Genomic DNA, 24,938 nt, shown 5'->3' on the forward strand with positions numbered 1-24,938 from the left:
ATGTCATCTTGGTTTCAAAGAAAAGATAAAGGAATTCAAACTCCAACTGAAGACAAAAAAGATGTACCAAAAGGCTTATGGTACAAAACACCAAGCGGTAAAGTTATTGATACTAAAGAACTAAAAGAAAACTACTATGTAAGTCCAGAAGATGGATATCACGTAAAAATAGGTAGCGCCGAATATTTTGAAATTCTATTTGACAATAATGAATTTAAAGAATTCGATAAGAATATGGTGTCAAAAGACCCATTGAAATTTTCTGATAGTAAAAAATATACAGACCGATTAAAGCAAGCATACGAAAAAACGAACTTAAAAGATGCTGTAAGAACAGCCGTTGGTAAATCGTTAGGTAAAGATTTAGTAATCGCAGCCATGGATTTTAGTTTTATTGGAGGCTCTATGGGAAGTGTTGTAGGAGAAAAAATTGCTCGAGCAATCGACTATTCTATAAAACATAAGATTCCTTTTTTAATGATTTCAAAATCTGGAGGAGCTAGAATGATGGAAGCCGCAATATCATTAATGCAATTGGTAAAAACATCTGCTAAGTTAGCACAACTTGCAGAGGTTAATATTCCTTATATTTCTTTATGTACAGATCCAACAACTGGGGGAACTACAGCATCGTACGCTATGCTAGGTGATATTAATATTGCAGAACCTAATGCATTAGTAGCATTCGCAGGACCAAGAGTTGTAAAAGATACTACGGGTAAAGAATTACCTCCTGGATTTCAACGTTCAGAATTTGTATTGGAACATGGTTTTTTAGACAAAATTGTGGAACGCAAAAATTTAAAAAAACAAGTAAATTTATATATAGATTTAATTCAAAATTTACCAATTAGAAAATAAAAAAAGCGAGCTATTTACAGCTCGCTTTTTTATTTAAAATGTGTTTTCACATACCTCTTCTCAAAGTGATTTCAGTTTCTACACCTTCACTATTAGTGAAAATTGCGATATTATCGCATGTTCCATCCCCAAAATTTAAAGTTCCTTTTCTATCATTCTTTTCTAATTCTACTAAACCACTCACCATAAATCTACAAGCCATCTCTCTTCGTAAAGGCTCCAAAACTTTTGAAGAAACATTAGTACCATCTCTAAAAGTTGCTGACCAACTACCAGTAATTAAAAATACATTATCTCCAAAAGGTCGTGTATCAGCACCTTCTACCCATTCTCTAACTTTTACACCTTCTCTAGAGGCATAAACTCCATCAGGCCAAGTTAAAGTTGTTCCGAATGTTATAGAAGATTGTGGATTTCCTTGATTATTTTCTCGGATCCTAACAATTGAATTAATACCTTCAACACTTATCTCATTAAAATAAAAGTTTTCATAAGCATGGATAACCGTTAATGAGTTTACGTTTGAATCAATTGCATAACTCATTAAAATTTTTCCACTTAAAACATTTCCACTTGGCAATTCGCAACCTTCACCAAAATCTAATGTCACTTCTTTTGTTGTGGTAGTTAATACAATAGTTTTTATAACACAAGGTAATAAATCTTCTATCTTTCCTTCAGTATCAGAACTTTTAGAAAAATCTTCATTTTCAATTAGAAAATCATCAATTATATTACTGACCTCATCAGTCACATCATCTAACTCCGCAAGAAGATTTGCTTCGTTTGCAGTAATTGGCTCGCTCAAATCAACAGTATCACTTTTATTACAACTTACTAAAAAGAAACCGCTAATAACAAAAACAATTAACAGTTTTGGATTTAAAATTTTCATACGTTTACTATTTAAATTGGTTTAACAAAAAATTAACTTTTAATATATCTAAGACCTTACTAATTTGAAAAGGTTTAATTTGATGAATATTTTAAGATGATAAGGCTGTTAATTGTTAATCAAAATAATAATAGTATATTTGCGGCCTGATTGCTTACTTTTAAGCAATTATACATAAAAATTATTAATAAAAATTAATGTTAGCATGTACTTAACAAAAGAAAAAAAAGCAGAAATTTTTGCTAAACATGGCGAAAATGCAACAAACACAGGTTCAACCGAAGGTCAAATTGCATTATTTACTTTCAGAATTAACCATTTAACTGAACACTTAAAAAATAATCGTAAAGATTATAATACTGAGCGTTCATTAGTTAAATTAGTAGGTAAAAGAAGAAATTTACTTGACTACCTAATTAAAAACGATATTGTAAGGTATCGTGAAATTATTAAAGAATTAGGTTTAAGAAAATAATTTCACAAAAAGAGGCAACTATTGCCTCTTTTTTTTTAAATTAAAACCCCTTTAAAAAAGCATATATTAAACTTTTCATTGGTTCATATACAACACAACAACAAACCAAATTGTTTAATTAAATTAAAACACTATTTATGATACCAAAGGTATTCAAAGAAATTATTGATTTAGGAGATGGAAGAACTATCTCTTTAGAAACAGGAAAACTAGCAAAACAAGCACACGGTTCGGTTGTTGTTCAATCAGGAAAATGTATGTTATTATGTACAGTTGTTTCCAATTACAAACAAAGTGATGTTGACTTTTTACCGTTAACAGTAGATTATCGCGAGAAATTTGCAGCAGCAGGTCGTTACCCTGGTGGATTTTTCAAAAGAGAAGCAAGACCAAGTGATGGCGAAGTATTAACTATGCGTTTAGTGGACAGAGTTTTACGTCCACTATTTCCTAAGGATTATCACGCTGAAACGCAAGTAATGATTCAGTTAATGTCTCATGATGATGACGTAATGCCAGAAGCAATGGCTGGATTGGCTGCATCTGCAGCAATTCAATTAAGTGACTTCCCATTCGAATGCGCTATCTCTGAAGCTAGAGTTGGTCGAATTAATGGTGAGTTCGTTATAAACCCAACACGTTCTCAATTAGAAGAATCAGACATCGATATGATGATTGGAGCTTCAGCAGATTCAGTAATGATGGTTGAAGGTGAAATGGATGAAATTTCTGAAGAAGAAATGGCAGATGCAATTAAATTTGCTCATGAAGCTATTAAGGTTCAAATTGACGCTCAAATTCGTTTAGCTGAAGCTTTTGGCAAAAAAGAAGTTCGTGAATATAATACTGCTGAAGATAATGAAGAATTACAGAAAAGAATACACGATTTAGCTTACGATAAATGTTATGCTATTGCCAAAATGGGAACATCTAAAGCTGAGCGTAGTGCTGCATTTGCTGAAATAAAAGAAGAGGTAAAGGCTTCATTTACTGAAGAAGAGATGGAGGAATTTGGTCATCTTGTTGGAGGATACTATAGCAAAGCAGAAAAAGAAGCTGTTCGTGAATTAACATTAAGTGAAGGCTTGAGGTTAGATGGTAGAAAAACTGATGAAATCAGACCAATTTGGTGTGAAATAGATTACTTACCATCCACACACGGATCTGCAATTTTTACTAGAGGTGAAACTCAAGCATTAGCAACAGTTACTTTAGGTACATCTAGAGAAGCTAATAAAATTGATATGCCGTCTTTCGAAGGAGAAGAATCATTTTATTTACATTATAACTTCCCTCCTTTTTGTACAGGTGAAGCACGCCCATTAAGAGGTACTTCTCGACGTGAAGTTGGTCATGGAAATTTAGCACAACGTGCATTGAAAGGAATGATTTCTGAAAATTGTCCTTATACAGTTCGTATAGTTTCTGAAGTATTGGAATCTAACGGATCATCGTCGATGGCAACCGTTTGCGCTGGAACAATGGCACTTATGGATGCTGGTGTAGAAATGAAAAGACCTGTATCTGGGATTGCAATGGGATTAATTTCTGATGGAGATCGTTATGCTGTGTTAAGTGATATACTTGGTGACGAAGATCATTTAGGTGATATGGACTTTAAAGTTACTGGTACTGCTGATGGTATAACTGCTTGCCAAATGGATATTAAAATTAAAGGTTTATCATATGAAATTTTAGTGAACGCACTAAAACAAGCTCGTGATGGTAGATTACATATTTTAGGAAAAATAACTGATACTATTGCTGAAACAAATGCTGAAGTTAAAGCACATGCTCCAAAAATGATTTCAAGAAGAATTCCTAATGAATTTATTGGTGCTTTAATTGGACCTGGAGGAAAAGTTATTCAAGAAATGCAAAAAGAAACTGGATGTACAATTGTGATCAATGAAGATCCTGTTACTGAAGAAGGTATTGTTGAAATTTTAGGAACAGACCCTGCTGGTATTGAAGCTGTTTTAGCAAATATTGATTCATTATTATTTAAACCAGAAGTTGGAAGTGTTTATGAAGTGAAGGTAATAAAAATGTTAGACTTTGGTGCTGTTGTAGAATATACAGATGCTCCTGGTAATGAGGTTTTATTGCATATTTCTGAATTAGCTTGGGAACGAACTAACAACGTTAAAGACGTTGTTAATATGGGTGATGTTTTTGATGTTAAATATTTTGGAAGAGATCCGAAAACAAGAAAAGAAAAAGTATCTCGTAAGGCAATTTTACCAAAACCAGAAGGTTTTAAAGAAAGACCTCCAAGAGAAAGAGATGATAGAGGTGGACGCGATAATCGCGGAAGAGATAGAGATAGAAAACCTAGATCTAGAGATTAATTCTCGAAAATTATATTTTATAAAAAAAGCTTCTCAAATTGAGAAGCTTTTTTTATGTTAAGATTTCTAACCCAGAAATAATTTTAATAATTCAGTTATTTTGAGAGTTCCAATCACTAGCTATTACTAATGATTGGCTTACTAACTCTCTTTTTAATAGAAATAACTAACCCAAGCATCTCTATTAATCTTTATCACAAATTTCTGCTTTTACAAAAATATTGTTACCAATATTATTTACTTTATTTCTACTTTTTGATCAACAAAATATTTAATTGGCAACACTACTATGCCTTCCTTTGTTTTAATAGAAATAAATATATTATCAATTTGCTGAATAACCCCTTCAATCTTTTTAGTTTTTATATGCTGGCCTATTTCAAAGTTTTTTCGAGAATAAAAACCAAAAAGTAATCTCGTAACTATATCTCTTGCACCAAGTCCAAAGGCTATTGTAAATGAAACCAAAATTGAGCCTAATATTAAGGTAATGTTGCTAGTAATAATATCGGTATCAACACCCGCTTGGTTTAAAGCCGTTATTGAAATAAATATTACTATTAAATAAAACACAATATTCCCAACCAAATTACCACCAGTAAGCTCCATTGATTTAAATGTGTCTTGAATCGTTTTTTTTATTATTGACCCTGCGTAAATCCCTAATACAAAAATAAATAGAGAACTTATTAAGATCGGTAAATAAGCTATAAAACTTCCGATTCCTTCAGACACCATTTTTAAACCTAGCATATCTGAAGCAATAACTACAAAACCTAAAATCAATAAATATTTTACAAACTTTAAAACAATTTTAGAAGGTACTACACTATAATCGCTTTTACCAAATAACTCAGCGTCATTCAGTTTTGTTGTCAAAGAATCTATTTTTGAGGTTTTCAATAACTTTTTAAGTACAACATGAACAACTTTTAAAATTATCCAAGCAATTATAATAAATCCTATACCCAATAAAATTTTAGGCATTACGTGTAAAAATTGGTTCCATAAATCTTGTGCAAATGTTAAGTTAACACTTTCTAATTGGATTATTGTTTTCATTTTATATTCAAATTTGGGTTAGTAAACTTTAGTTTTCTTTCTTTTTATTTTTAATAGGTTTTTTTTCAGTATCTAAAATTTCTCCTATCGTATTAGGATACTTTATTACAAACAAATCTGCCATATCAATAGAGAGTTTTATTAATGAAATATCATTAATAACTCGTTCTCTAAGTACTTTTGGTACTTCTTCATTATGTAATATTTTCTTAAACGGATTTTCCATTATTTAAGATTTTTATATACACTAATTAATTTTTCCTTTGCTCTTTTCAATCTCATTTTTACTGCACTCTCACCAATATCCATTGCCTCCTGAATTTCTTTTATCGAAAAATCATCCTGATATTTCAATAATAAAATCATTTTCTCATTTGGATCTATTCGTTCTAATGCCTTTTTTAATGTATCAGATTTCATGTTGTAAATTGATTCATCACTTGAATCTGTCCTTTCTGAATCATCTGATAACTCTCCTTCAAAATTCTTTTCATTTTTCTTATAATTATTTCTGCTAACATAATTCACACAAAAATTATAAGTAAAAGAATAAAGCCAAGTTGAAAACTTAGCAGTTCCTTTAAATGTTCTAAGCTTAACAAAAAGTTTAATAAAAACATCATGTGTTAGATCTTGCGCTTCTTCTTTGGAAGATGCAAATCCATAACACTTATTATAAACTACACCCACGTAACGATCATATAAAATAGCAAACAAATGAGTATCATTGGTTTTTACAATTTTAACAATAAGTTCGTTGTCACTTAATATCGATATTTCTTCTTTTGATTTCAAATATCTACGCTTGGGTTATAAGTTTTAAGACACATTTATTAAATAGAAGTCACAAATTCATAATTTATTAAACATTTTGTAACATTTTCAAAAATACTACGTATAATATAATGTACACCATATACTAACAAAAATATCTAAACTATTTAAATGAGACAACTTAAAATTACCAAACAGGTTACTAACAGAGAAACTGCATCATTAGATAAATATTTACAGGAGATTGGAAAAGTAGATTTAATTACTGCTGAAATGGAAGTTGAGTTAGCTCAACGAATTAGAGCTGGTGACCAAGTTGCTTTAGAAAAATTAACAAAAGCTAATTTACGTTTTGTTGTTTCTGTGGCTAAACAATATCAAAATCAAGGATTAACACTACCAGATTTAATTAATGAAGGAAATTTAGGGTTAATTAAAGCTGCTAAACGTTTTGATGAAACTCGTGGTTTTAAATTTATTTCATATGCTGTATGGTGGATTCGTCAATCAATTTTACAAGCGTTAGCTGAACAATCTCGTATTGTACGTTTACCATTAAATAAAATTGGCTCCATTAATAAAATAAATAAAATGTATGCATTTTTAGAGCAAGAAAACGAGAGACCTCCTTCTGCTGAAGAAATTGCAAAGAAATTAGATATGACTATTAATGACGTTAAAGAATCTATGAAAAATTCTGGTCGTCACGTATCTATGGATGCTCCATTAATTGAAGGAGAAGATTCAAACTTATACGATGTGTTAAACACTGGCGAATCTCCAAATCCAGATAGAGCCTTATTACACGAGTCATTAAAAGTTGAAATTGAACGTGCTCTTGAAACCTTAACACCTAGAGAAGCTGATGTAGTTCAGTTATATTTTGGTTTAGGTGATGCACATCCAATGACATTAGAAGAAATTGGAGAAACATTTGATTTAACGCGTGAACGTGTTCGTCAAATAAAAGAAAAAGCTATTCGAAGACTTAAGCATACTTCAAGAAGTAAAATATTAAAAACTTATTTAGGATAATAAAAGAAAAACGCTCGAAAATTCGAGCGTTTTTCTTTTATTATAATACTTTTGCAAAAACAACAATTAATAAAATGAATAAACTAATTGCTCCTTCAATTCTAGCCGCAGATTTTGGCAACTTACAACGTGATGTAGAAATGGTAAATAATAGCAAAGCAGACTGGTTTCATATTGATGTTATGGATGGAGTTTTTGTACCAAACATTTCATTTGGAATGCCAGTTATAAACGCTATAAAAAAGCATGCTACTAAAACTATGGATGTTCATTTAATGATTGTTAATCCTGACAGATATATTACAGACTTTAAAAAAGTGGGTGCTGATATTTTAACAGTGCATTATGAAGCCTGTAGCCATTTGCATAGAACCGTGCAAGCCATAAAAGCTGAAGGGATGAAAGCAGGGGTTTCATTAAACCCACACACACCTATTGCCGTGCTAGAAGATATCATAATTGATTTAGACTTAGTGTTAATTATGAGTGTAAATCCTGGATTTGGCGGACAAAGTTTTATTGAAAATACCTATAAGAAAGTTGAACAACTAAAACACTTAATTGAATATACAGGTTCTAAAGCAATCATTGAAGTAGATGGAGGTGTAACTGATCAAAACATAGAACAGCTTTCTGAAGCTGGCGCAGATGCCTTTGTAGCTGGAAGTTTTGTATTTAAAAGTGAAAACCCTACAAAAACTATTGAAAATTTAAAAAATTTAGTCTCGCCAGAATAATTAATTCAATTCTAATTCATACTGATTCAACAAATATTTTAATATATCTGTTGTTGTAACTATTCCTACTAGAATATTATTCTCTACAACAGGTAATGCATGAAATTCATTCTTGGATAATATTTCCACAACCGATTTAATAGTAGTAGAAGAATTTACTTTTATTAAATTTTTAACCATTAGCTGGCCAATATTTAACATATTATAAATTGCATTATCAATTTTTGTTTCACTTGCATCAAATGCATCTAAAAAACTAATCCGCTCTAAATCTGTGAATCCAAGCATTCCAATTATATGTTCATTTTCCACAATTGGTATATGACGAATATGATGTTCTTTAAATAATTTTTCAGCCTTAAATAAATCATCCATTAAAGTTAAGGTTACCAATTTTGTTGTCATTATTTTCGATACGGGATCCAAACGATTCATACTGCATAATTTTATATTCAACATAAAGTTCGAGAAATATAATGTGAATTACTATGATTTAAATCATTAATAATTTGCAAATAAGTCAGTATAATTGTTCCTAACCTTTACGATTAACCTTCAATTATACACAATATTAAAGAAACCTTCAACTTATCAGATTGAAGGTTCTATAGTGACCCCGACAGGATTCAAACCTGTAACCGCTGGAGCCGAAATCCAGTGCGCTATTCAGTTGCGCCACGAGGCCTATTAAATTTTATCCTAAAAGTTGCTTTACAACTGTAGAAATCGCTTTTCCATCGGCTTTTCCAGCTAGTTGCTTAGAGGCAATTCCCATTACTTTACCCATATCTTTAATTGAAGTTGCTCCAATTTTTTCCATAATTTCAGCAATAACTTTCTTTAAATCTCCCTCACTCATTTGCTCTGGCAAAAATTGCGCAATTATTTGAACCTGAGCTAATTCTGGTTCGGCTAAATCATTTCTTCCTTGCTCAATAAAAATAGAAGCACTATCTTTTCTTTGTTTCACTAATTTTTGAAGTAACTTAATTTCTTCCTCTTTAGTTAATTCACTTGCCGCTCCTCCTTTTGTTTGAGCTAATAATATTTCAGATTTTATTGCTCTTAAAGATTCTAAGGATACTGTATCTTTAGCTTTCATAGCTTCTTTCAACTTACTCATTAACTCTTGTTGTAAACTCATACTTAACTATTTTTAGTTTGCTAAGATAAAAAAAAGAACCCGAAAATCTTTATTTTTAGTAAAGGTTTCCGAGTTTAAAACTTAGAAAATTCATCTAAGGGCAATCGTCTTTGGGCAATATTTTAATCTACATTGTCATGTAGAAATGAATTATTAGATCTAAATTGAATATCATCATTATCATCTACTTCAAGAGTTGTTCTTGATTGAGTAACTTCTGATGAGTGAGAGGTTTCATCAAGTTCTACTCCCATTCTTTTATAGGCTGGTTGTTTTTCAATTTCGTCAATATTTTTATTTACTTTATTTACAAATTTATAGTTGAAATTTTTCATTTTTTCTCGTCTTTGAGCAGCTCTTTTTTGTAGCTCTTCAATAGTTAAATCCAAAGGTGAAATTTCTTTATGGTCTATAACTTCATAATTTTCAATACTTACTTCAGATTCTTCAGCAGTAGCTTCAGACCTGAGCGTAAAGTGTAAATCCTCATTTACTGGTTCCTCATCTGCAGCTGGTTTAGATGCTTTTGACAAATTAGCTTCTAATTCAGTGTAATCTTCTAAAGAAAAATAAATATCTTCTTCCACTTCTTTTGGAGCGCTTACTATTTGATGATCAACAACATTTAAAGAATTAATATCTGTTTTTGGCTCAACATTTTCAATCTGTTTTTTTGTTTCAGAAATGGGTAAATCAAAGGTTAAGGATATTTGATTTTCTTCATCTTCTTTAATTTCAACCTCTTGTTCCTTATTTTCATTCATTGAAGTGATTACAAAATCATCAGCTAATGTATCTGTTGAAACTTCTTCATAAACCACATCAATATTTTTAATAAACTCAGTAGTTGGAATTATTTCGAATTTTTCTTCAATTTCTTCACCTAAATCATAAACAATTTTATCTTCAACCTTAGGAGAATCTTCAATATGGGTGCTAACTGGATTTTTAAAAGAAGTATCTATATTTTTCTTAGAAAAATCATGTGTTGCTTCTTGTTCATCACCCAAAACATGCTTAATGATTTTAGGGTCAGTATTTGAAATTTCATGCTGTTGATCTTTATTAAAGCCTGTAGCTACTATGGTAACAGAAATGGCATCTCCTAAAGACTCATCTTCTCCAACACCCATAATTATATTTACATCAGATTTGGCTTCAGATTGGATAAAATCGTTAATTTCTCCAATCTCATCAATAGTAATTTCTTCTGCACCAGAAACAATTAGAAGTAATACATTTTTAGCTCCAGTAATTTTATTGTCATTTAACAATGGAGAATCTAATGCTTTTGAAATTGCATCTTCAGATCTATTCACTCCACTAGCACTTGCAGAACCCATAATAGCCGTTCCACTATTAGAAAGTACTGTTTTAGCATCTTTTAAATCGATATTTTGAGTATAATGGTGCGTAATAACTTCTGCTATACCTCTTGAGGCAGTTGATAACACTTCATCGGCTTTAGAAAACCCTGCTTTAAAGCCTAAGTTTCCATAAACTTCTCTTAATTTATTGTTATTAATTACAACCATAGAATCTAAATATTCACGTAATTTTTCAATACCCTTTTGAGCTTGTTCATTACGCATTTTACCTTCAAAACTGAATGGAGTAGTTACAATACCAATTGTTAATAAATCGAGTTCCCTAGCCACCTTAGCAATAATAGGTGCTGCACCTGTACCAGTACCACCACCCATTCCAACAGTAATAAAAACCATTTTAGAGTTTGAAGAAAGCATATCTTTTATTTCTTGAATACTTTCTAAAGCTGCTTGCTCACCAACTTCTGGATTTGCACCAGCTCCTAATCCCTCCGTTAATGAAACTCCAAGTTGTATTTTCGTAGGAATTGGACTGTTTTGTAATGCCTGAGCATCGGTATTACATATCACAAAATCGACGCCTTTTATTCCTTGTGCATACATATGATTGACAGCATTACTACCTCCACCACCAACTCCTATAACTTTAATAACGTTGGATTGATTCTTAGGTAAATCGAATGAAATGTTGCTAAAATCTGAATTGCTCATAATATATTTTTATTGGTCTTTTCTTAATTTATTTTTATTCTGCATTGTCTAAAAAATCTCTGAACTTATCTCCCCATTTTTCAAAAATGGATTTTTTAGGTTCTTCAACTTTTTCATCTTCTTGTATTTCTTCTTCAATAGGTTCTGCATTAGCTGATTGAGATTCTTTTTCTTTATTTTTCTCAATCTTATTTAACCCATTCATTAAAAGTCCTACCGCAGTTGCATATTGCGGACTTGACAAACTTTCATCTGAATCTCCAGCTAAATTTTCATTAGGATACCCAATTCTTGTATCCATTCCAGTAATATATTCTACCAGCTGCTTAATATGCTTTAATTGTGCACCTCCACCTGTTAATACAATGCCTGCAATCAATTTTTTCTTAGGCTCCTCATGGCCATAATTTTTAATTTCTAAAAATACTTGCTCAACAATTTCTACCACCCTAGCATGAATTATTTTAGATAAGTTTTTTAGTGTAATTTCTTTTGGATCTCTACCCCTTAATCCAGGAATTGATACAATTTCATTGTCCTTATTTTCTCCAGGCCAAGCAGAACCAAATTTTGTTTTTAATAATTCAGCTTGTTTTTCAATTATTGAACAACCTTCTTTTATATCTTCTGTAATAACATTTCCTCCAAAGGGAACTACAGCAGTATGCCTAATAATTCCATTTTTAAAAATGGCTAAATCTGTTGTTCCTCCACCTATATCAATTAATGCAACCCCAGCTTCTTTTTCTTCATTACTTAAAACTGCTTCAGCTGATGCTAATGGTTCTAGAGTTATTCCTGCCAAATTTAATCCAGCACTTTTAATACATCTACCAATATTTCTAATGGAAGAAACCTGACCCACCACCACGTGAAAATTTGCTTCCAACCTTCCTCCATACATCCCAACAGGTTCTGTAATTTCAGCTTGTCCATCAACTTTAAATTCTTGTGGAAGCACATGAATTATTTCTTCTCCAGGAAGCATTACTAATTTATATACTTGTTTTTCTAACTTTTCTAAATCTTCATCTGAAATAACTTCTTCAGAATTTGGACGGGTTATATAATCGCTATGTTGTAAACTTCTAATATGTTGACCTGCAATTCCTACAACAGCTTCATTAATTTTAATTCCTGATACAGCAATTGCTTCATCAACTGCCATTTGAATTGATTGTATTGTTTGGGTTATATTATTAACAACACCTCTGTGCACACCTAAGCTTTTGGCCTTACCTATTCCAAGCAACTCAATTTTACCATATTCATTTCTGCGCCCAATCATAGCAACAATTTTTGTTGTTCCTATATCTAGCCCTACTGAAATATCATCATGTTCCATATTTTACATTTTTGTACACACAACTTGCTTGTTGTATTTTAAATTAATTGTACTGTACTTTTCTATTGTTTTATCTGCCATTGTTTTATTAAAAAACGATTTCAAATTTTTAAACTTCTCTTCCAAATTAACTAGCCTTCCCAAAATAATTTTTTGACTACCAACTCTAGTCTTTAAAACATACTCATTATTTAGAATCTTTGTAACGCTAATAATTTGTTTTTTTAAGAATTCGTCTTTCAAAATTCTTGTAACTAATACATGTATATCTTCTATATTTTCATCTATTATATCACCATAAACCAATAGCACTCTAGCTGTATAATTTTTTGATAGCGGCATTGCTTTCCCTTGTTTATCAATATAATAGCTCTTTGCGCTTGATAAAACTCTTGCAATAGGGGTTCGTTGTTTTATCTTAGCTTTCAACAAACCATCAACTGTTAAAAAAATGGTTGCATCTTCCACCATGGAGTGTGATAGTACATTTAACTCTAATTGATGTAAATCTATAACAGATTTCGGTTGGTTTTTAACTGTTAGATTATTTTGTATTAACAATTTATTAACTATTTCATGACTCATAAACATGTTCTTTCCTTCCTCAAATTCAATCACAATATCCTTTACTTTTTTTACATGATTTTTCTGGTATGAAAATCCATACAAAAATGCTACAAGTCCAAGTAAGACAAAACCTTTTATGTAAATCCAATTAATTTTCAACACTCAAATTATTTTTTATTACATCAACTAATTCACCTATATCTCCTGCACCAATCATAACAATTACTTGTGCATTAGATTTTAAAACGTTTTCTACTAATTTTTCTTTTGAAGAAACCTGTTTATTATTTCCAATAATTTTACTTAACAACCACTCTGAAGTTACTCCTTCAATTGGTAATTCACGCGCTGGGTAAATATTGAGTAAAATTATTTCGTCAAATTTTGACAAACTTTTTGCAAAATCATCTGCAAAATCTTTTGTTCTACTAAATAAATGAGGTTGAAAAATACCAAGAACTTTTTTAGTTGGATACATTTCTTTTACGGAACTAATAACTGCATTTATCTCTGTTGGATGATGTGCATAATCATCAATTAATACTAAATTTTCTGTTTTTATTTTATAAGAAAAACGTCTTTTTATGCCTTTGAATGTTAGTAAAGCTTTAGCAATGACAGGAATAGAAATTCCAAAAATTGTTGCCATTGCCAAAGCCGCCACCGTATTTAGCACATTATGTTTTCCTGGTAAGTTTATTTGTATATTTTTTATGTATTCATTTGGGGTTTGAATATCAAATTGATAAGTCCCGTTTTGAATTCTTATATTTTGAGCATCATAATCTGCTTGCTCTTCAATTCCAAAAGTAATACCATGAAGTGGTAACCCTTTTCGTACTATTAGAGTATCCGAAACTTTAGCCGCAAATTCGCTAAAAGATTTTTCCAATTCAGAATGATTTCCATAAATATCTAAATGATCTGCATCCATAGAAGTAATGCATGCAATATTAGGAGAAAGTTTTAAAAATGATCTATCAAATTCATCGGCTTCAACAACAGTAACTTCAGTTCCTCCAAAAATTAAATTTGAATTATAATTCTCAGAAATTCCACCCAAAAAAGAGGTTGCATTTACATTTGCTTCATTTAAAATATGACCTAAGATAGTTGACGTTGTTGTTTTTCCATGTGTACCAGCGACCGCTAAACAAATAGAATTTTTAGTAATTTCACCTAAAATTTCAGAACGCTTAACTACACTAAAATTATTGGTTAAAAAATAATTAAGCTCAGAATGATTTATAGATACAGCCGGCGTATAAATAATCAGTGTTCCATTTTTTTGTTTAAATTCTAAAGGAATTAAATCTATTGAATCTTTAAAATGAATGGCTATTCCATTTTTTTGAAGTGAATTGGTAATTTGGGAAGCGTCTTTATCATATCCAGCAACGTTTTTGCCGCTACTTTTAAAATAACTTGCAATGGCACTCATTCCTATGCCTCCAATACCTATGAAATAAACGTTATGTATATTTTTTATATTCAAACTACTTAACTAATTAATAATTTTTCAATTTCCTTTACTATATTTTTTGTTGCATTTGGTAATGCCAACTTTTTAATATTATCACTTAATTTTTTTTGTAATTGTTCGTCATTTAACAACTCACTAAACATTGTTTGAAACATATTTAACTCTGATTGTTTCAATAATAGCGCAGCATCTTTTGTTACAACAGCCAAAGCATTTTTTGTTTGATGATCTTCAGCAACATTTGGTGATGGAATAAAAATGACAGGTTTACCAACAATGCATAACTCAGAAATTGAACTTGCTCCTGCTCTGCTAATTAAAAAATCAGCTGCGGCGTAGGTTAAATCCATTCTGTTTAAAAAAGCATAGGTTTTAACCCCTTCTAATTCATCATATTTTTTAAATTCATCATAGTACAATTTACCCGTTTGCCAAATTACTTGAACCTTATTAGAAACAAGCCATTTAATATGTTTTTCAATTAAATTATTAACTGCTCTTGCCCCTAAACTTCCTCCAATTATTACTAATGTTTTTTTATCAATATCTAATTTAAAATGAGCTTTTGCTTCTTCTTTTTTTCCTTCAATAGTTAATAGATCTTGACGAACAGGATTCCCTGTTTTTATAATTTTTTCTGAAGGGAAAAAACGTTCTAATCCATCATAGGCAACACAAATTTTATCTGCTTTTTTTGATAATAATTTATTGGTAATTCCTGGATATGAATTTTGTTCTTGTATCAGCGTTTTTATACCTTTTCTATTTGCCATAAACAAAGTTGGGCCACTTGCGAACCCTCCAGTTCCAATTACAATACTTGGCTTAAACTTTTTGATTATTTTGTGGGCATTCCACAAACTACTTATTAATTTAAATGGAAATGATAAATTTTTTAATGTTAATTTCCTTTGAATTCCAGAAATCCATAAACCTTTAATATCATATCCTGATTGAGGCACTTTTTCCATTTCCATTCTATCTTTTGCTCCCACGAACAAAAATTTAGCTTCTGGATATGAAACTTTTAGCTCATTCGCTATAGAAACCGCTGGATAAATATGTCCACCTGTTCCTCCTCCACTTAATATGATATTAACCGATTGCTTCATGTAAAATATCTAAAGGGTTTTCATCATTATCTATACTCTCTTTTTTTTCTTTATCAGCAGTTACACTTAATATAATACCCAATGCAAAACATGTCATCCAAATTGAGGTACCTCCACTGCTTATAAGTGGTAATGTTTGTCCAGTTACTGGAAATAAATTAACCGCAACCGCCATATTAATTATTGCTTGAAAAATAATGGGTAAACCAACTCCAATGATTAATAATGTAGCAAAAATGCTTGTTGCTTTTTTTGCTGCCATCACAATTCTAAAGAGCAATAAAAAATACATAAGTATTACAACTGAAGCTCCTAACAGTCCATATTCTTCAACAATAATGGCAAAAATAAAATCGGATGATGATTGTGGTAAAAAGTTTTTCTGAATACTCTTTCCAGGTCCTCTTCCTTGCAAACCACCACTAGCTATTGCTATTTTGGCTTTTTCTACCTGATAACCTTCTTCAGCATTCTTGTTTGAAAAATTTTCTATTCTACTCATCCAAGTATCAACTCTATTTGGCATTGCATCAGGAAATGCTTTTGCAACAAGCACAAATAGAGTTAAACTTAGAACACCTATTCCCACAACAGATGCAATATATTTTAATGGATAACCACCAATAAATGACAGTAATAGTATCATGCAAAAAACAATAGCAGTAGTTGAAAAGTTAGCAGGTAAAATTAAAGCTAAAATACAAGCGACTGGTAACCATAATTGAAGTGCTGTTTCTTTAAAAGTTATGTTTTCATTATCTTTATTACGAGCTAAATAACGCGCTACATAAACCATTAATACCAAACCGGCCAATGTTGAAGTTTGAAAACCGATTCCAATAAATGGAATTTGAATCCAACGACTTGCATTTGCACCTCCAATAGTAGTTCCTTGTGTAATGGTATAAATCAATAAAAATATAACCAGCGGAATCATTAATACTGACCCTCCACTGAAATACCTAAAAGGAATTTTATGAACAGCATAAATAATTAAGAAACCACAAATCAATAAAAAAGCATGCTTGAATAAATGAAACGTAGTAGTTCCATTATTTACTACATATACTAAATTTGTACTTGCACTATATACTGGTAAAAACGACAACACAGCCAATATGGTAACTATTGCCCAAATTGCGCGATCTCCTTCAATATTTTTGAGTATATTTTTCAAGTTCTAGCTTCTAAAAATTAAATTATAATTCTCTAACGGCTTGTTTAAATTTATTTCCTCTGTCTTCATAATTTTCAAATAAATCAAAACTAGCGCATGCTGGAGACAACAAAACATTATCTCCTTTTTCTGCAATTTTATATGCTACTTTAACCGCTTCTTCTGCACCTGCAGTTTCCACGATTAAATCAACAACATTGTAAAATGTTTCTACAATTTTTCTATTATCGACCCCTAAACAAATTATTGCCTTAACTTTTTCTCGTACCAACGGCATTAAATCTAAATAATCATTTCCTTTATCTACTCCTCCAACTATCCAAAGTGTTGGAGATTGCATACTATCTAATGCATAAAATGTTGCATTCACATTTGTTGCCTTTGAGTCATTAATATAATCAACTCCGTTAATTGTTAACACCTTTTCCAGTCTATGCTCAGCACCTTCAAAATCCTCTAAACTTTCTCTTATTAAGTCTTTTCTAACTTTTAGTATTGAAGCTGCCATAGCCGCTGCCATAGCATTTTTTGTGTTATGTTTTCCTTTTAATGCTAGATTTGAAGTCTTCATTATAGTATCTTCTATTTTATATTTTATTATTATTGTATCTTCTTTTAAATAAACACCTTTTTCTACTTCTTTTTTTAATGAAAATGGAACTAAAGTTGCCTTTACCTTATTGCGTTTTAACCAATCTAAAATAACTTCATCATCCGCGTCATAAATTAAAAAATCATCTTCTGTTTGATTTTTTGTAATTCTAAACTTTGAATTGATATAATTTTCAAATTGATAATCATATCTATCTAAATGATCAGGAGTTATATTAGTAATAATTGCAATATGTGGTGCAAAATCTTCAATACCATCTAATTGAAAACTACTTAACTCCAACACATGAAATGCTGAATCTTTTTCAGCAACTTGTTGTGCAAAACTATTCCCAATATTTCCTCCCATACTTACATTAAGTTTAGCTTTTTTTAATATATTATTTACTAACATTGTTGTTGTAGTTTTACCATTTGATCCTGTAATACCAACAATAACTCCATTTGTAAATTTTGCCGCAAACTCAATTTCAGAAATTACCAAAATCCCTTTTTCCCTCAATGCTCTCACCACATTAACAGAATCTGGAATTCCCGGACTCTTCATAACCAAATCAGCATCAAAAATTTTAACTTCTGTATGATTTCCTTCTTCAAAAGAAATATTATTATTTAAAAGAACTTTTTTATACTTTTTTGCAATTATTCCTTTATCAGAAACAAAAACATTATATCCTTTTTGTTTTCCCAAAATGGCTGTTCCAACACCGCTTTCACCTGCTCCTAGGATAACTAATTTCATTTATCGCAACTTTAAAGTTACTATTGCAAATACCGCTAATAAAATTCCAATAATCCAAAAGCGAGTAACAATTTTACTTTCATGATATCCAGTTTTTTGATAATGATGATGCAATGGTGACATTTTAAAAATTCGCCTTCCTTCTCCATACTTTTTTCTAGAATATTTAAAGTAACTTACCTGAAGTATCACTGATAAAGTTTCAATGAAAAACACTCCTGCTAAAATGGGAATTAATAATTCCTTACGAACTGATATTGCTAAAACAGCAATAATACCTCCAATAGTTAAGCTACCTGTATCTCCCATAAAAACTTGAGCGGGGTAGGTGTTATACCATAAAAACCCAACTAAAGCACCAACAAACGCTGCGATAAAAATGGTCATTTCTCCAGAATTTGGTATGTACATAACATCCAAATAATTAGCGAAAATAATATTACCCGAAACCCACGCAAAAATCCCTAATGTAAGAACAATGATTGCCGAAGATCCTGCCGCTAACCCATCAATACCGTCTGTTAAATTTGCTCCATTCGAAACTGCAGTTATAATAAAAATTACAATAGGGATAAAAATTATCCAAGCGTAATCCTTCAAACCTTTTCCAAACAATTCCAAAACACTCGCATACTCTAATTCATTATTTTTTAAAAATGGAATTGTTGTTTTTGTAGATTTCTCAGCATCCGCAAATAAAACTGGAACCCCCTTTTCTGTAACATATTGATCCTTTACAGGTAACTTTTCTTTCATAGTTACACTAGGATGAAAATAAAGCATTGCACCAACAAAAATCCCCAAAGTAACCTGACCCAAAATTTTGAATCTTCCTTTTAGTCCGTCTTTGTCTTTTTTGAAAATTTTAATATAATCATCAATAAACCCAATTGCACCCATCCACAAGGTTGTAACAATTAACAGAATTATATATATGTTATCTATTTGAGCAAATAATAATACCGGTATTAAGGTTGCTAAAATTATAATTACACCTCCCATTGTTGGTGTGCCAGCTTTTTCTACTTGTCCTTCAAGTCCTAAATCCCTCACCGATTCACCTACTTGCATTCGCTGTAAATAATTGATAATTCTTTTTCCATAAATTGTTGAAAAAAGTAATGAAAGAATAAAAGCCAATGCAGATCTAAAAGAGATATATTGAAATAACCCTGCTCCTGTTACATTGTAATGATTTTCTAAATATTCAAATAAATAATATAACATGCTTTTAGCTTTCTATGGATTTTAACAGTTTAGTTATTTTTTCATAATCGTCGAAATGCGATCGCTTTCCATTCACTTCTTGATACGTTTCATGCCCTTTTCCTGCTATTAAAATAATATCTCCATTATGAGCAAATTTGGTTGCTGTTTTAATAGCTTGTTCTCTATCTAAAATCGATACTGTTTTTTTAAAATTTTGAGGCTCAACTCCAGCTTCAATTTCCTCAATAATTGATTGTGGATTTTCACTTCTTGGATTGTCTGAAGTAAAAATCACCTGTGTACTCAACTGAGAAGCTATTCGTCCCATGATTGGACGTTTGGCTTTATCGCGATCTCCACCACATCCCACAACGGTAATAATTTGTTCATTACCCGTTTTTATATTATTAATGGTTTCTAATACATTTTTTAAAGCATCTGGCGTATGTGCATAATCAATTACAGCTGTAATACCATTGCTAGAAATAAAATGTTGAAACCTACCGCTGACACTTTCTAATTCACTAATATGTGTTAGTGTTTCCGTAGAATCTAAACCTAACAAATTAGCAACTCCATACACAGCAACTAAATTATAAGCATTAAAACTACCTGTTAATTTTGTCCAAACTTCATTTCCATTGATATTGAGTAATAGCCCTGAAAATTGATTTTCCAAAATTTTAGCTTTAAAATTTGCCATCGTTTTTAAAGCATAGCCGTATTTTTTTGCAATTGTATTTTGAAGCATTACTCCTCCATTTTTATCATCAATATTTACCAAGGCAAAAGCAGACTTTGGCAAACCATCAAAAAATGATTTTTTTACATCTCTATATTCCTTAAATGTTTTATGATAATCTAAATGATCGTGTGTTAAATTTGTAAATACACCTCCACTAAATTGCAACCCTTCTGTTCTTTTTTGATGAATTCCGTGAGAACTAACTTCCATAAAACAATAATCAATACCTAACTCAACCATTTCATTTAAGTACTTATTAATTAAAACAGAATTTGGTGTAGTGTGAGTCGCTTCATATTGAAATGTATCAACCATAATTTTAACAGTTGACAAAAGCCCTGTTTTATAACCCGCTTTTTGAAACAATTGATATAATAGCGTTGTAATTGTAGTTTTTCCATTTGTACCAGTAACACCAACTAATTTTAATTTTGAAGAAGGATTATCGTAAAAATTGGAAGCTATAATTGCTAATGCGCTATTTGAATCCTCAACTTGGATATAGGTAACATTTTCAACTATTTTAGTTGGTAAATCTTCACAAACAATTGCACTTGCTCCTAAACTAATTGCTTTATCAATAAATTTATGTCCATCAAACACAAGACCTTTTTGAGCAACAAACAAACTATTTGACTTAACTTCTCTAGAATCAAATTCAATGCTTTGTACTTGTTTTTCAGTACTGCCATAAATAGCATTGATACTAACCTTATATAATATGTCTTTAATTAACCTCAACTAAATTAATTTTAATACTATTGTTGCTCCTTTTACTAGCTTTTCACCAGCATTTATTGATTGTTCGTTCACTTTCCCCTCACCTTGAAAATTTACAGTTAAACCTATATTTTCAAGTAAAGAAATGGCATCCATAGCTGCCATTCCTTTTACATTTGGGATTGAAGTAAATTCCTTGTTTGATTTTGAATAATATGTATCATAGCTATTTTTAACACTTGCAAAATTTGGTGCAACATTATCAATCTTATTAATAATATAATTTGAAGTATAAATTTTTTGTGCTATATCTTTAAATACTGGGCCAGAAACATCAGCTCCATAAAAACCAGTTTTAATATCAGGTTTATGAATAACTACAATGCAAGAGTACTTGGGATTTTCAGCTGGAAAATACCCAGTAAATGACGAAATATACTTCTTGTCTTTTTGCCATTCCACACTATTTCCATATTCTGTTCTGGCAGTACCTGTTTTACCTGCCATGGAGAAATGTTCGTCATACAATTTTTGACCAGTTCCTCTTACCACTACATTTTTCAAAATTTCTTGAACTTTACTAATCGTCTCTTTTGAGCAAATTTGAGGGTCAATTACTTCTTTTTCGAAAACTTGAACATTTTTATTCCAAGCACGAATTTCTTTTACAAATTTTGGTTTTATCATTTCACCATTATTTGCAATTGCATTGTAAAATGTCAACGTTTGTAAAGGCGTTAATGTGAGATTGTAGCCATAAGCTATAGATGCTAATGCATTTTTACTCCATATTTCATCTCCTGGACTTGGAATATTTGGCTTCCCTTCTCCTTTTATTGATAGCCCAATTTGATTATTTAAATGCATTTTTTTTAAGCTATTTATAAACTTGTCAGGTTGCTCATAAAAATTTTCATCAATCAATCTGGCAAATCCAATATTTGAAGAAACCTCTAAGGCACGGGCCGCAGAAATTTTACCATATCCACCTCTTTTAGAATCATTAATATATCTTCCGTGCATTTTAAATCTTCCTTCACCAGTATCAACAACTGTGCTTGTATCAATTGCTCCTAATTCTAAAGCTGCAACCATTGACATTACTTTAAAAGCTGATCCAGGTTCATGAGATTCATAAATTGCATAGTTTCTTTTCTCATAATATTTCCCTTGGGAACTTCTTCCTAGGTTAGAAATTGCTTTAATTTCACCTGTCTTAGTCTCCATAACAACTACACAACCATGCTCTGCTTGATAATACTCCAATTGTTTTAACAAAGAATGATGAGCAATATCTTGAATGTTAATATCAATAGTGGTTACAATATCTTTACCATCAATTGGCTCCTTTTCATTTGTATCATTTATTGGTTTCCATTGACCTTGAGCAATTTTTTGTTTCATTCTCCAACCGTGCTTTCCTTTCAAATAACTTCTGTATGCACCTTCAATTCCTGGCCCACCTCTGTAATCATCATAACCTATAGTTCTTTCAGCAACTTTACCTAGTGGATGTGCTCTCACTGTAGACTGCTCTGCAATAAAGCCTCCTTTATACATTCCTAACTTAAAAATTGGAAAACTCTTAATCTTCATATAATCGTTATATCCCAATTTTTTAGTAATAAACAAATACCGGTTTCTATTGTTTCGTGCTTTTCTAATTTTTGATTCCCAATAAGAAGCTTTATTTCCAAGCATTGTTGATAACTCAACAGAAAGATTTCTTATTTCATTTTCAAATACTTTTGCATCAACTGTAACAGCATCCATTCTAATTTCATATTGAGACATTGATGTTGCTAATAAACTCCCATCAGCTGAAAAAACATTTCCTCTATTTGCAAAGATGGTGTCGTTTCTAAGTGTCAATTGTTCTGACAAGTTTCTATATTTTTCACCATCAGCAAATTGAATAGTTGTTAGTCTAAAAATTATAGCTATTAAAAACAACGTGATAAATACGAATACAACGTATAGTTTATTTAATATGTTTTTTTGTGTAACAGCCAATTTTAGTTGTTTTTTGAAGTTACCCTTATAACTTGTGGCGGATTGTCACTTGGTTTTAATTCCAAATCCAATACTTTATTTCTAATTGTTGATTCTAATTTTAATTTCATTGAAATTGAACGCGTATCAACAAATTCTGATTGCAATTCTTTTATTTGTTTATTTAATCTTGCAATCTCCATCACTTTTTTATCTGAGCTATGCGAACTTGCAATCATTAGCAACATTAACATCACCACAAACAAAATAAAGCGCCAATTTTTAAAGGAATTATCACTTACTAAAAAATTCCCTTTTAATATATCGTATATGCTTCTCTTGAATGTTGACATTATTTTAATGTTGCTATTCTCAATTTTGCACTTCTAGCTCTATTATTTTCTTTTATTTCCTGAAAAGAAGGAACAATCATTTTTCCTACTTTTTTCATCGGAACATTTATATTTCCATAAAAATCCTTTTCTGGCTCACCCTCAAAAAGTCCGTTTCTAATAAATCTTTTAACCAATCTATCTTCTAAGGAATGATATGAAATTACACTCAAACGCCCTTCTGTATTCAACACTTCCGGTATCTGTAACAAAAATTCTTTCAATACTTCAATCTCTTGATTTACCTCTATTCGAATAGCTTGAAATATTTGAGCTAAAACCTTATGTTCAACAGATTTTGGCACAAATGCACTTAATACTTCTTTTAATTGAAAACTTGTTCTAATTTTCTTTTCAGCTCTAGTTTCAACTATTTTTTTCGCAATAGCTCTAGCATTTCTTAACTCTCCATATTGAAACAATACATCTGCTAATTTTTCTTCAGTATAGAAATTAACCACTTGAAAAGCTGATAACTCATCTGATTGATTCATTCTCATATCCAAATCCGCGTCAAATCTTGTTGAGAATCCACGATCAGCTTCATCGAACTGATGAGATGAAACACCCAAGTCTGCTAAAATTCCATCTACTTTTTTCACTCCATAAAAACGCAAATACCTTTTTATAAATCTAAAATTCTGAGGAATCAACGTAAAACGTTCATCATCAATTATATTATTTTTTGCATCATCATCTTGATCAAAAGCAAATAGTTTTCCTTTTTCATTTAACCTACTTAATATTTCTTTTGAATGACCTCCACCACCAAAAGTAACATCAACATATACTCCGTTTGGCTTTATATTCAAACCATCCACACTTTCTTTAAGTAAAACAGGGTTATGATACTCCATCATCATCGTCAAATTTTACAGTTCCCATAACCTCTTCCGCTAATTCTCCAAAACCATCAGCTAAATCTTCAACTACTTTTTCGTATGCTTCTTTGTCCCAAACCTCAATAATATTCACTGCTGAAGAAAGCACTACATCTTTCGTAATTCCCGCAAATGTTTGTAAGTCTTTCGGAATTAATAGTCGACCTGAAGCATCTAATTCAATAATTTTTACACCTGCTGTAAACCTTCTAATAAAATCATTATTCTTTTTTACAAATCTGTTAAGCCTGTTAACTTTTGACATCAAAACATTCCATTCCGACATTGGATACAATTCTAAACATGGATGGAAAACAGCACGTTTAATCACAAACCCTTCTTGAAGAATGGGTGAAAGCTGTTTCTTTAATGCTGACGAAAGGGTAAGTCTTCCTTTAGTATCAGCTTTACATTCGTATGTCCCAATTAAATTTACCATGGTTAAATTGACTGTATTCAAAAATATAAATTTTTTCCCACAATTCCCCACTTTTACCCACTTTGTTAATAACTTTTAGAATTCCTACTCTTGAAACAACTAATTTTTTGAAAAACAGCGAATTAAATTTTTATTTACCTTCAATTATA

General features: G+C 30.9%; 24 protein-coding genes and 1 tRNA gene. 5 read left to right on the forward strand and 20 right to left on the reverse strand.

Annotated features, from left to right (window positions below; genetic code table 11):
• On the forward strand, nt 1–861 hold the full coding sequence (accD, locus tag HKP59_RS02025) for an acetyl-CoA carboxylase, carboxyltransferase subunit beta (RefSeq protein ID WP_291803002.1): 861 nt from the start codon (nt 1–3) through the stop codon (nt 859–861).
• A gap of 46 nt (nt 862–907) precedes the next feature.
• On the opposite strand, the gene HKP59_RS02030 is transcribed toward accD, so the two are convergent.
• On the reverse strand, nt 908–1,756 hold the full coding sequence (locus HKP59_RS02030; RefSeq protein ID WP_291803004.1) for a hypothetical protein: 849 nt from the start codon (nt 1,754–1,756) through the stop codon (nt 908–910).
• Nucleotides 1,757–1,961: 205 nt separating this feature from the next.
• On the opposite strand from HKP59_RS02030, the gene rpsO reads away from it, so the two are divergent.
• Nucleotides 1,962–2,231, forward strand: coding sequence for a 30S ribosomal protein S15 (gene rpsO, locus HKP59_RS02035; RefSeq protein WP_291803006.1), 270 nt, complete (start codon nt 1,962–1,964; stop codon nt 2,229–2,231).
• A gap of 137 nt (nt 2,232–2,368) precedes the next feature.
• Entirely contained in the window at nt 2,369–4,582 is a 2,214-nt protein-coding gene (locus HKP59_RS02040) for a polyribonucleotide nucleotidyltransferase (RefSeq protein WP_291803008.1), read from the forward strand.
• 237 nt (nt 4,583–4,819) lie between these two features.
• On the opposite strand, the gene HKP59_RS02045 is transcribed toward HKP59_RS02040, so the two are convergent.
• From HKP59_RS02045 to HKP59_RS02055, 3 genes are read right to left on the reverse strand one after another with little or no spacing between them, the layout of a single operon-like run.
• Nucleotides 4,820–5,644, reverse strand: a complete 825-nt coding sequence (locus HKP59_RS02045) for a mechanosensitive ion channel domain-containing protein (RefSeq protein WP_291803010.1) — start codon at nt 5,642–5,644, stop codon at nt 4,820–4,822.
• A 28-nt stretch (nt 5,645–5,672) separates the two neighbouring features.
• Nucleotides 5,673–5,870 carry a hypothetical protein gene (locus HKP59_RS02050; RefSeq protein ID WP_291803012.1) on the reverse strand — a complete coding sequence of 66 codons (198 nt, stop codon included), beginning with the start codon at nt 5,868–5,870 and terminating at the stop codon, nt 5,673–5,675.
• On the reverse strand, nt 5,870–6,439 hold the full coding sequence (locus HKP59_RS02055) for a sigma-70 family RNA polymerase sigma factor (protein WP_291803014.1): 570 nt from the start codon (nt 6,437–6,439) through the stop codon (nt 5,870–5,872). The genes HKP59_RS02050 and HKP59_RS02055 overlap by 1 nt, the downstream gene beginning before the upstream one ends.
• Before the next feature lie 150 nt (nt 6,440–6,589).
• On the opposite strand from HKP59_RS02055, the gene HKP59_RS02060 reads away from it, so the two are divergent.
• Both HKP59_RS02060 and rpe read left to right on the forward strand, forming a co-directional pair.
• Complete coding sequence (locus HKP59_RS02060; protein ID WP_291803016.1) at nt 6,590–7,453, forward strand: sigma-70 family RNA polymerase sigma factor; 864 nt, start codon at nt 6,590–6,592, stop codon at nt 7,451–7,453.
• A gap of 74 nt (nt 7,454–7,527) precedes the next feature.
• On the forward strand, nt 7,528–8,190 hold the full coding sequence (rpe, locus tag HKP59_RS02065; protein WP_291803018.1) for a ribulose-phosphate 3-epimerase: 663 nt from the start codon (nt 7,528–7,530) through the stop codon (nt 8,188–8,190).
• On the opposite strand, the gene HKP59_RS02070 is transcribed toward rpe, so the two are convergent.
• The 16 genes from HKP59_RS02070 to HKP59_RS02145 form a co-directional block, all read right to left on the reverse strand.
• On the reverse strand, nt 8,191–8,625 hold the full coding sequence (locus HKP59_RS02070; RefSeq protein WP_291803020.1) for a CBS domain-containing protein: 435 nt from the start codon (nt 8,623–8,625) through the stop codon (nt 8,191–8,193).
• Nucleotides 8,626–8,801: 176 nt separating this feature from the next.
• Nucleotides 8,802–8,875: transfer RNA gene (locus HKP59_RS02075), tRNA-Arg, on the reverse strand.
• Nucleotides 8,876–8,884: 9 nt separating this feature from the next.
• A complete protein-coding gene (locus HKP59_RS02080) occupies nt 8,885–9,334 on the reverse strand; it encodes a GatB/YqeY domain-containing protein (RefSeq protein WP_291803022.1) in 450 nt (149 codons plus the stop codon).
• Between the two features lie 122 nt (nt 9,335–9,456).
• Nucleotides 9,457–11,373, reverse strand: coding sequence for a cell division protein FtsZ (ftsZ, locus tag HKP59_RS02085; RefSeq protein ID WP_291803026.1), 1,917 nt, complete (start codon nt 11,371–11,373; stop codon nt 9,457–9,459).
• Nucleotides 11,374–11,407: 34 nt separating this feature from the next.
• Nucleotides 11,408–12,718: a cell division protein FtsA gene (gene ftsA / locus HKP59_RS02090; RefSeq protein WP_291803027.1), complete on the reverse strand. Its 1,311-nt coding sequence runs from the start codon at nt 12,716–12,718 to the stop codon at nt 11,408–11,410.
• Between the two features lie 3 nt (nt 12,719–12,721).
• On the reverse strand, nt 12,722–13,447 hold the full coding sequence (locus HKP59_RS02095; RefSeq protein WP_291803029.1) for a cell division protein FtsQ: 726 nt from the start codon (nt 13,445–13,447) through the stop codon (nt 12,722–12,724).
• Nucleotides 13,434–14,780, reverse strand: coding sequence for a UDP-N-acetylmuramate--L-alanine ligase (gene murC / locus HKP59_RS02100; RefSeq protein WP_291803030.1), 1,347 nt, complete (start codon nt 14,778–14,780; stop codon nt 13,434–13,436). The genes HKP59_RS02095 and murC overlap by 14 nt, the downstream gene beginning before the upstream one ends.
• A gap of 5 nt (nt 14,781–14,785) precedes the next feature.
• Nucleotides 14,786–15,880: an undecaprenyldiphospho-muramoylpentapeptide beta-N-acetylglucosaminyltransferase gene (murG, locus tag HKP59_RS02105; RefSeq protein WP_291803032.1), complete on the reverse strand. Its 1,095-nt coding sequence runs from the start codon at nt 15,878–15,880 to the stop codon at nt 14,786–14,788.
• Nucleotides 15,864–17,057 carry an FtsW/RodA/SpoVE family cell cycle protein gene (locus HKP59_RS02110; RefSeq protein WP_291803034.1) on the reverse strand — a complete coding sequence of 398 codons (1,194 nt, stop codon included), beginning with the start codon at nt 17,055–17,057 and terminating at the stop codon, nt 15,864–15,866. Before HKP59_RS02110 ends, murG begins: the two co-directional genes overlap by 17 nt.
• Nucleotides 17,058–17,079: 22 nt before the next feature.
• The gene (gene murD / locus HKP59_RS02115; RefSeq protein ID WP_291803035.1) at nt 17,080–18,411 is read right to left on the reverse strand and encodes a UDP-N-acetylmuramoyl-L-alanine--D-glutamate ligase; all 1,332 of its coding nucleotides are present in this window, start codon (nt 18,409–18,411) and stop codon (nt 17,080–17,082) included.
• The gene (mraY, locus tag HKP59_RS02120) at nt 18,412–19,638 is read right to left on the reverse strand and encodes a phospho-N-acetylmuramoyl-pentapeptide-transferase (RefSeq protein ID WP_291803036.1); all 1,227 of its coding nucleotides are present in this window, start codon (nt 19,636–19,638) and stop codon (nt 18,412–18,414) included.
• 4 nt (nt 19,639–19,642) lie between these two features.
• Nucleotides 19,643–21,106: a UDP-N-acetylmuramoyl-L-alanyl-D-glutamate--2,6-diaminopimelate ligase gene (locus tag HKP59_RS02125; RefSeq protein ID WP_291803037.1), complete on the reverse strand. Its 1,464-nt coding sequence runs from the start codon at nt 21,104–21,106 to the stop codon at nt 19,643–19,645.
• Nucleotides 21,107–23,098, reverse strand: coding sequence for a penicillin-binding protein (locus tag HKP59_RS02130; RefSeq protein WP_291803038.1), 1,992 nt, complete (start codon nt 23,096–23,098; stop codon nt 21,107–21,109).
• Between the two features lie 2 nt (nt 23,099–23,100).
• The gene (locus tag HKP59_RS02135) at nt 23,101–23,430 is read right to left on the reverse strand and encodes an FtsL-like putative cell division protein (RefSeq protein WP_291803039.1); all 330 of its coding nucleotides are present in this window, start codon (nt 23,428–23,430) and stop codon (nt 23,101–23,103) included.
• Nucleotides 23,430–24,326: a 16S rRNA (cytosine(1402)-N(4))-methyltransferase RsmH gene (rsmH, locus tag HKP59_RS02140; RefSeq protein ID WP_291803129.1), complete on the reverse strand. Its 897-nt coding sequence runs from the start codon at nt 24,324–24,326 to the stop codon at nt 23,430–23,432. Before rsmH ends, HKP59_RS02135 begins: the two co-directional genes overlap by 1 nt.
• Nucleotides 24,313–24,789, reverse strand: coding sequence for a division/cell wall cluster transcriptional repressor MraZ (locus HKP59_RS02145; protein WP_291803131.1), 477 nt, complete (start codon nt 24,787–24,789; stop codon nt 24,313–24,315). The genes rsmH and HKP59_RS02145 overlap by 14 nt, the downstream gene beginning before the upstream one ends.
• Nucleotides 24,790–24,938: the final 149 nt, after the last annotated feature.

It is taken from the genome of Lutibacter sp., assembly GCF_013041805.1.
Lineage (GTDB): Bacteria > Bacteroidota > Bacteroidia > Flavobacteriales > Flavobacteriaceae > Lutibacter.